At 48.8% G+C, this 9,395-nt stretch carries 6 protein-coding genes; 5 read left to right on the top strand and 1 reads right to left on the bottom strand.

The window, feature by feature from the left end:
* Window positions 1-190 precede the first annotated feature (190 nt).
* The 5 genes from KUW67_RS18155 (at window position 191) to KUW67_RS18135 (ending at window position 7,899) form a co-directional block, all read left to right on the top strand.
* Entirely contained in the window at window positions 191-610 is a 420-nt protein-coding gene (locus KUW67_RS18155; RefSeq protein WP_224826757.1) for a metallophosphoesterase, read from the top strand.
* A gap of 64 nt (window positions 611-674) precedes the next feature.
* Window positions 675-980, top strand: coding sequence for a hypothetical protein (locus tag KUW67_RS18150; RefSeq protein WP_224826756.1), 306 nt, complete (start codon window positions 675-677; stop codon window positions 978-980).
* Between the two features lie 366 nt (window positions 981-1,346).
* Window positions 1,347-1,604, top strand: a complete 258-nt coding sequence (locus KUW67_RS18145) for a hypothetical protein (protein WP_224826755.1) — start codon at window positions 1,347-1,349, stop codon at window positions 1,602-1,604.
* A gap of 427 nt (window positions 1,605-2,031) precedes the next feature.
* Complete coding sequence (locus tag KUW67_RS18140) at window positions 2,032-2,739, top strand: molybdopterin-dependent oxidoreductase (RefSeq protein WP_224826754.1); 708 nt, start codon at window positions 2,032-2,034, stop codon at window positions 2,737-2,739.
* Window positions 2,740-3,984: 1,245 nt separating this feature from the next.
* Window positions 3,985-7,899, top strand: a complete 3,915-nt coding sequence (locus KUW67_RS18135) for a Hint domain-containing protein (RefSeq protein WP_224826753.1) — start codon at window positions 3,985-3,987, stop codon at window positions 7,897-7,899.
* Window positions 7,900-8,466: 567 nt separating this feature from the next.
* Here the strand turns inward: KUW67_RS18135 and KUW67_RS18130 are convergent.
* A partial coding sequence (locus KUW67_RS18130) for an autotransporter outer membrane beta-barrel domain-containing protein (RefSeq protein ID WP_224826752.1) occupies window positions 8,467-9,395 on the bottom strand: 929 nt, incomplete at its 5' end.

Here is a 9,395-nt window from a genome sequence, read left to right as displayed (position 1 = left end):
TCGTAAAACAGCGCCGCTTGTGCCTCCTGCTTTGGTCCCATCATCGCCAAATCCCCCAATCAATAAAGGAATTGAATCAGCGATTACCACTTCGATCAAGCAAGAGTTTTTCAACACAATCAGCCCGTCGTGACATCTTTCTGCAGCGCAGCTAAAGTCTGCTCTAGAAGTTCAGTACAGGCGCAAAGCAATGAAAAATATATCGAAAAAAGACGATTTTTGGGGCATTATCCCCGACATACATGCTGACATGTCCCTCTTAGAGACTGCTCTAAATAACCTAAAACAAGCGCAAGTCGAACGGTTTGCTTTTCTAGGCGATTTCATTGATGCGGGACAATCTGCGTCACACCCCAATGATCGAGGTGTCTTAGTCCGTGTCAGGCAGCTCATTGATCAAGGAACAGCATGTGCCGTGATGGGTAATCACGAACTGAACGCGATCTTATTCCATACGATTGGAGATGATGGGCAACCATTTAGAGAACATTCAAAGAAAAATTGCGCGCAACATCAGAGCTTCGTTGATCAGTTTGACAGCAATCCTACCGAGAAAAACGACTGGATTGACTGGTTTTTAGGTTTGCCGCTCTGGTTGGAAAATCAATAATTTAGGCTTGTTCACGCATATTGGGGTCAGTCTGAAATCAATATGATTGCGGGAAGACGGCCAGATGGCCGGTTGCGGCGTGAAGACCTACCGGAAGTTGCCTGTCAAAGTACCGACTTTGGCAAGGCAGTTCAAACTCTTGTCTGCGGTCCTGAGATTGCACTTCCTGATGGTCTTTGGTTTGAAGACTTTAGAGGAAATAAACGTCATGACGTCCGAGTTGCATGGTGGCGAACAGGTGCAAAATCTTGGCGTGATATTGGTCTGTCAGTTCCAGGCCCGGAAGCATTGCCCGATAGGCTATTTTCAGGGAAGTTGGATGAAATTTGGTATCCGTCGTGCGAACGCCCCGTCTTTTGTGGCATTATAAAATGCGAGGAACACCCCGACTGGAAACCACAAATGTGCTTTGTCTAGATTATCCTCAAGACCCGCATTGCTTCAAATTCACGGGACAAGATCTGCGCAGTGGAAATCTGATCCAGATTCTCTGAACTACTCTCCGAACTCATCAAAGCTGCCTTTCGCACAGCCACAGCGAAAGCCCGCTTCGTCCCGCATTCTTTTCATTCGTCACTAGAACGCCGAACGATTAAAATTAACATAACTCTCCTTATAACGCAGAGAAATCAATCGTTTGCGAGCACAGAAACGAGGTGATAATTCAGTTTTAAGACGGTGAGTAGTATGGAGTATGAAGAACGGGAGGCCACTACTATCACCTGAGGCTGGATGAATGGGCAAGCTTGAAACGTGGCTTGAAGCCAGAACGCGGTTTCCGGGGATTGCGGATAGATTGGGACGCGACCCTTCTATGATCTGCCGAGACATCAACCGGAACCGATACACTGACGGCGAACCGCCGGAACTGAACGGTTATCACGCGCTTGTCGCTCAAGAAAAATACGAGGAGCGCAGCGCCATTCATCGCAAGATGATCTTGCACATAGAACTCAAGGCCGCGATCAAAGATCGGATTCAGGCGGGTTGGTAACCAAAGCAGATCGCAGGTCACATGTGTCGGGAACGCGACGAGACGATCTATCGGTTTGCCTACCCTCCGTTGTCTTCGACCTGCACCAACAGTGTGTGACCCACGCAGCGATCACCGAGAACAAGCAACTCAGCGCGGTTCTGCCTAGCTTTGAAAGCAGATTTCGATAAGCAATAGTGCATGATCGATTTTGTTAGGCTGTTAGTCAAAGGCGTTGGCCTGCCGCGTGAGAGGTCGTTATGGCGGCGCATGGACGGAAGCCGCCATAAATGCGATGAGCGACGAATATCCCGAAAGAGCACACACAGGCCGATGCTGCACCCACAATCCAAAGCCAATATCGTCCGTTTTGGGCAACTTGCCTCTGCATGATCAGTATTGCCATAGCTCACTTATGTGGACCTATCCAATGATGTAACAACAAAGTGTGATTTTCGTTATTGAGGAGGCAAATGCTATGCTGCCAAGAGGACAATTTGATATCGGTGAGATGCCAAGATTTGGCCTGACACAATTTGCAAACCGGTTTCCGGTCCAGACACAAAATCCTGAAATTCAAATCTCTGGAGATGTAGCTCAAAACCTTACCATCATGAACGAGCTTTCGAGGTTGCCCATGTCAAGTATTGTTGCTGACTTTCACTGCGTGACAACCTGGAGTTCTATCGATCTGAAATGGGAAGGCATCCTGTTCAAGGACGTTTTCGAACGCCTCATTGAGCCGCTCGCAAAACCTCAGAAAGAGGCTCAATTTGTTATTCTAAAAGCACAAGATGGAGCCAGAACCAGCCTTCCTCTTAGCGACTTACTGAAAAAAAACGTTATCTTAGCAACCCGCTTGAACGATGAACCTCTTTCAGAAACGCATGGTGCCCCTGTGCGTCTTGTCGCACCGGATCACTATGGTTATAAAAATCTTAAACACTTGAATCGTTTATCCTTCCATGTCGAAAACCCCGGCTATCGACCTTCTGGTTTTCGATTTATGGAGCATCCGCGTGCGCGAGTTGCACACGAAGAACGAGGCCAATTCTTTCCTGGATGGCTCTTGCGTCATGCCTACAGGCCGCTCATCAGACCGACCATCAAGTTGTTTGAGAGAGCAACAAAGCGTCGCTCAAAAGAGCACAGTTAAATCAACAGAACCGGATAGTGATATCTTGCTGCGAATGTCAGATGTGTCCCTCGATGCGGCCATCCCGCAACTAGGGAAACGTGCCGCCGCGACAAGTCTTCGGTGAGACGGCTCACACCACAGTGGCACAAGCGTAGATCAAACGGTAGGTCGGCACGACTGTTAGCCTTGATCACGCCGATAAAAGGTTCAGTTGTGCGGTGCCCCTCTAAGTCCGCAGAGAGCCAAACGCATCAGATAGTAAGCAATATACGAGAAATCTCGTCTAGATTAAGACTAATGCGCAAGCGATTAGATTTGGTAAGCGAGTCCACCGCGTCACTCACGGTCGTCGCCGGCGGGATCAGTATTCGCGCGCGCAAATGGGCACGTTAAATCTGTTCAGAAACTGGCCGGCAAGGTCATTTATTACCGTATCTACGGCGCGCAATTTACCGATATAGTGCGCGTATCGCAAGGCAGCGACAAAGGCCTCCTCGATTTCGTCGTGCACCTTGGCACCTTGCCCTACACAGCTGGGCTGGCGCTGCGGATGTCCAAAACTGTGTTGGCCATCAAGTATTAAAAGCGCCTGTCACCACCCTATCGTGAAAAACAACAACTAGACGTTCGTGGCAGCTCTCGAGCGCACGCAAGAAGGTCCCGCGTTGTCACCAAAATTACCGAAGATACTGATCCGAAAGATAGCTGTCGCAATTCTAAGATCGCCAATCATCATAGAAACTAAGCCCTTTTTAGGAAAGGTAATGATGGCAGGATCAATCAAGTCTTGCTCATCAAACTTGCGCCGGCGTGCCACGACGGACTCCAACCTCATCGCCCCGACGAAACCATCGTTGATTTTGTACGAACAATCGACTCGATGTTTTCAACATGAAGTTACTTAAGAACGCTTCGTTTAGCGGCAAGTACTGGACCAGCTTGATGCCACCATGGCTCAATTTGGATCCTCACCCATTGCCAAAGTGTGTGGCACGACTCCCGATGAAGTGGTGGCGAGCGTGATGCGTAAGTTGCAGTAGCTCCCCTTCGCTTTTCTAAGCTGTGCACAAGGTGGGCTCTTGCGCACTTAAATTTCAGGCAGTTGCGATCGGGTGGCGCTGCCGAACGGAAGGGGATTGTGAGTTAAACTGCGAATGACACGCTCAGCGCCTTAGGTTGGTCTTTTCCGCTAGCGGGGTGGGGGCGGCTTCTTGCAAGTGAACGCGTTCGTTTTGGCTCATGATTCCGAAGGGAATTTTATCGATGCCTGTGAACTTGTATGATGCCTTTGAGTTTAGTTATGCAACAAACTATGATCCGAATATTTACGGTGGTGGGTCGATTGGCGGGACGCTAATTGGACATACTGATGGCTACGTCAATGTATCTGAGAACGTACCCGCACTATCCGTCGGTGATCAGGTCCGTGTTGATCAGCAGCCTACCGTTGGTACCGACGTTGTTACGGGAATTTACTACTCTGCGATTACCAATGTCACCTTCCTTGATGCTCAGGGGGAATCGCAAACAGCTCTTGTCTCTTCGATCACAATAACCTCCGAAGGTAGTGACGGTGCTGAGCGGGTTTTTACCTTCCTGACCGGTCCAAACATTCCGCCTGATGGCTTTCAAGATGTAGTGACAATTAGCTGGTCTTCTCAGTTTGCTTCGCCGCTTCAGAGCTTGGATGACAACATATTTCCCGAGCTCTTCATAGACCGTGATTCATCTGTTGCCGATGATCCCGACCCGAGCGTTGATGATGAAATCCTTCACGATATTGTTCTGACGAGTCTTTCAGATTGGCCTGGAAGTAATACCTCCCTTGAATTTTCGAATGATGAACTGACCGGTGTCTTCGACAACGTGACACTGCGGCATGATCAGACGCAATCTGGCGAGATTGGTCCCGGGGATGAGCTCGTTATCAACGGTGTAGTCTACACAGTTGTTGACATTGCAGACGCCGAGAACTCGGAGATTTTCGATTCCGACTCCCTTACGGGCGAACCGGTTGATAATGTGCAGTTATTTCTACTGGAAAGCTCTGGAACCCAAGTAGTTGCACTTGGCATTCCAGACACTTCCGGTGATCATGAGAGCATATTCCGCATCGACTTAGGAGCTGTATCCGGCAGCTTGGGGACTCCGGCGTCTTCGGGGGATTTCGACCAGAACAATGCCGTATCGCTTGGACCCGAACCGACGACGGGAGGCGAGATATTCGAATTCACACTTCATGACGCCATTCACATTGCTGATGATCTTGGTGATACCAGTTCATCCGGTGCCACTCTCGATACGGGCGTCGATGGCGAACTAATCACGGTCGAGGATAGCCTTCAGCTTTTCACAGCGGCAGAAAACGTCTTGGCCGTTGGTGATACTCTCATCTATGAAGGTGAGAATGGCCCAATAACTTATACCCTTACCGACATCGCGAACTACAATGGCGCATCGGCCAATCTTGATGGTGGCGGGACTGCCTCTTTGGGTTCCCGAGGAGCGTTTCAGCTCAAATTCTCCATGGCAGATGGGAGTTCTGGTGAGGACTTATTTTTCTTACTTCCGTCCGATGATGCTAACTCTGGAACCGGTAATCTCGTAGGAATCACCGGTATTTCTATTCCACCGACGCCTGCTACACCGGCCAATGTTTCCGCCATTCAACTAGATTCCTTTGACCAGGATGACAACGTCAGTCTCGCTGTTTCCGCAACGACAATACACGACATTATCAAAATCGACTCCGGAGTGTTTCCCTTCTCAAATTCCGTTTACGATGTCGGTGGTCTGGAAGAAGTACATGATAATGTTACTGTCGAGCTGGGTGCTAGTGGTACGATTTCGGTCGGAAGTATAATTGACCTGGGATCTCAACAGGTTGAATTGGTTTCGGTAAAGTCGTTCGAGAACGCTCGGATTGAGTACGGAAATAACGATGGATCTGGCCCAGATGTTATCCCCGATTACGCGGGCGATCTTTGGCTGGTTGAAGACACCAGTAGCGGTGTGCGTTGGCTGTTGTTGCCTCAGGTTGATGGTGCCCCTCTACCTGACATCACGTCTATTTCATTCGCAAATGCCTCATTCGGCGATGAGGGTACTGAAGCCCAAATCGATAGCTACCTGAGCGATGAAGACGTTTCTATTGGTGATCCCCAGGTATTTGATCTGATTGAAGTCGCGCGCCCGCTAGACTCTGGCGACAGTGGCGCGAAACTGACATCGGGCATTGATCTTATAGGTGTTGAAGAGGGCGCTATACTGCAAGGTGCAGGGCCTCAAGGTGACTGGTCTGTCGGACAAACCGTTCAGATCGGATCAGATGTTTATTCAACAACTTCAATTCAGAGCATAAGTGAAGGACAAACCGAGTTTGATCTGGTCTCGGGGCAGCAATTCTCGGTAAGTGACCCCTCTTTCCTAGTTACGCTGGAAAATCAAAACAGTAGCGACATCAAGCAATTTTTGGTGCTCTCCGACGACCTAGGGGACATCGAGGGGATAAGCTCAATCACCCTTCCAACGGTGAGTGATAGCGGCGGGTTCGTTATCGAACACGTAGCAGATGACTATACTCAGAACGATACAGTAACACTGTCCAGCCTACAGCCTGGAGAAGATTCATACGTCTACGACGTAATTAGGATCTCGTCCGATCTTGCGGGAACGAACTACGTACAACCAGGTGTGGTGCTTTCAGCGAATGAGGAACTTGCCGCTGTTGAAGAACCACTTGTTTTGACAGCAGACGAGGGAGACGGTGATCAAGACCTTGATATTGGTGAGCAAGTGGAAATTGAGGGGAGAACTCTGACCTTCGAAGGCCACTACCTTCCAAATCTATTTCAGGTATCCTTGGCCGACGGTTCCGAACTATCCAAAGTTGGAACCATTCTCAGGTTTAGCGATGATGAAACCGGAGATGTAGTTGAGTATCTTGTGTTTCCCGAGGCCGAAGATACGCCAAATGACCTTCCTGAGATTGCAACCGTTACAATTTCAGGACCGCCGCAATTCTCAGAGTTTGGCATCTCGAACCTCAACGACACATACGGTGTCGACAACGATGTCTCATTGGCTACGCCGGTGGAAGACGCATTTGTCTACGACGCGATCAAAATCTCTTCCGACCTCGTGGGCACCAACTATATCCAAAACGGAACGGCGCTTACTCGAAACAATGAAGTTGTCGCCGTCGATGAACCGCTTGTCCTCGCTGCAACTGAGGGAGATCGCGACGGGGACTTGGACGTTGGCGAACAAGTCGAATTCGATGGTCAACTCCTCACTTTTGTTGGTTCGGACATCGCATTTGTGGAAGTGGTCTCAACTGATGGGAGCACTTCCACTGAAAGAGGTTCTTTCCTCCATTTCACGGATTCTGACGGCACAGAAATCGATTACTTCGTGATTAGGGACAACGATGGATCGAACAACTACCCAGAGATACAGTCAATAACTATCACCGGCTCGCCTGGCGTTGGCGCGGGAACGGTCGTGGACCTCGATGAACAGTTTGGTGTGGACAACGACATTGAGCTGGCATGTTTTTGCCGCGGTACAATGATTGAAACCCCTGGAGGTGCGCGCGCGGTTGAAGACCTGAAGGTCGGAGATTTCGTGTTGACCCTGGATCACGGCCCCCAACCTATCAAGTGGGTTGGGAAGAACGCAGTAGAAGGGAAAGGTGATCTGCGTCCAGTTCGGGTCTCTTATAGTTTTGAGGGTAATAACCGTGAAATTCTTGTATCACCTCAACATCGTGTTCTTTTTCGATCGGCTGAAACAGAGCTGTTGTTCAGTGAGAACGAAGTTCTGGTTTCCGCCAAGTTTCTCGTCAATTGTGGTTTAGCTGAGTATGTTGAATCTGAGCTCGTTGAGTATTTTCACATTGCATTCGCGCAGCACGAGATTGTGTTTTCCAACGGTATCGCGTCAGAGAGTTTCTTACCGGGCAACATAATCCTCTCACCGAACGACCGTGACATTTCTCATGAGCTATCGCAAATTTTGCCAACGATCGATGTTGCTCAAAAAGACTTAGTTGCGCAAAAGGCTTGTAGATATTGCTTGAAGGGCTTCGAAGCTCGGCTTTTAAGTAGGGATCTGTCAAAGCACTTAGTGTTTGCTTCATTCGAGCAACTTGTTGGCGAAGGGGTTGTTGATCTTTGACTGTGGTTGGATGAGTATTTCGGGTGCGAACAGAAGTTCAGCTGTAGGTTCGAGTTTGACCATTCAGTTCGTTCGCTTTGTGCTTCGGAGGAGTATTGTTGGTGTCTTCCTTCGATGCTGTTTCAATAGAGGATATTCCAGACAAGCATGACTTGACCCGTCAAACACTTTAGGTTTTTTTTAAAGTGTTTCCTAGGAACGCAGGATCGGATAGAAGGTTTCTCGTAGGAATGATTACAAGTTCAGTCCTGGGCCGTCCGATCTCTGCGCAAAGGTCAATTATATTTGACCTCAGCTCAAAGTCAGTCAAATAACCACTTCTCTAGATAGGAACTGATACGCTGATTCAGTCCCGCAAACACGACACTCGATGATACACAAATTAAGAGGTGGCTTGGAGAGCCTGATCCAAAACTACACATATGGGCACGAGTAGGCTTCCAATCGAATGTTTGGTCATTCCAATTTTTTAAGTTACCTTAAGAAAGCTGATGCCTACAGCAGCGGTGCGAAACGAGGATGCATCCTAGTGATGCTATGTCCCGCCTCAATCAAGATGGCAAATTACTAGAAACGCCACCCGGCCGAGAACGAAGCCTTGATGCCTGAAAACCCTCCGGAAGCTGTTGATTGACTCCCAATTGAAAGTTGAATGCCTCCAGCTTCCCCGAGCTTTTTTTCCAAACCCAGGTAGAGGCCTAGCGAATTTCTGTCAGACTTGGCACGGCGATGTTCAAAGGAGCCCTTCGACGAAGTCTTAAACCTAGAACTAAGCACCTCCGAATGCTGAAAGAGATGGTGGTTCCACTCAGCTCCCCCAAGAAGTGTCCAGTTGCTACTACTAGGTTTCCAAGATACGTCAATTCCGATGCCTGATGTCATTGCCCAACTAGAAAACGGAGCACGTTTAAGGTTGAACGCGCCAGCCCCGGTTTCTGAGTATCCATCAACCCACACTCCTTGCGCAGAAAGACTAAGGTTTGGCTTGATCGAGATTTCTGGATTCTGGCTGATATCTGCCATTTGAGCTTTCAAATGGAGATCAACACTATGAGCGATATAGTTTGAACGCGCCTCCTCAGACACACCAGAGAACATGATATGGCGACTTTCTTCGAAGGTGTGTTTGCCATAGATGGCACCGGCCGAAATATCTCCCCAATTTGTTTCTCGAATAGCACTCAAACCAATATTTAATGAGCGATAGGAAATCTCACCGCTTCTATCTCGAAAGTCGATTTCACCCTTGGAATAAGCGCCAAAAACGCCCAAATCGTAGTCTCCAACCTCACCGAATCTGGTTCCAAACCGAGTCGATTGCAGGGATCCGTCTAGCCCAAAAAAATCTCTATCAACCTGCGCTGGCAATTGTCTGACGTCAGCACCAATGGGACAGTTTAGGTTGATTTGATAAGAGAGGGTTTCTGGCACATCGTAACCACCAAGGAGTGGAGATGAGACAGAAACCCGGAACACGTAAGAGCCACGGCGAGAAG

It is taken from the genome of Cognatishimia sp. MH4019 (assembly GCF_020177595.1).
Classification (GTDB): Bacteria; Pseudomonadota; Alphaproteobacteria; order Rhodobacterales; family Rhodobacteraceae; genus JAHTBL01.
The sequence above is the reverse complement of the archived record's forward strand: the minus strand, read 5'-3'. Positions and strand labels throughout refer to the sequence as shown.

Bases quoted from the DNA above. Each gene is read 5' to 3' on its own strand.
- KUW67_RS18135 (WP_224826753.1), top strand. From the start codon at position 3,985: ATGCCTGTGAACTTGTATGATGCCTTTGAGTTTAGTTATGCAACAAAC.
- KUW67_RS18150 (WP_224826756.1), top strand. From the start codon at position 675: ATGGCCGGTTGCGGCGTGAAGACCTACCGGAAGTTGCCTGTCAAAGTA.
- KUW67_RS18155 (WP_224826757.1), top strand. From the start codon at position 191: ATGAAAAATATATCGAAAAAAGACGATTTTTGGGGCATTATCCCCGAC.
- KUW67_RS18145 (WP_224826755.1), top strand. From the start codon at position 1,347: ATGGGCAAGCTTGAAACGTGGCTTGAAGCCAGAACGCGGTTTCCGGGG.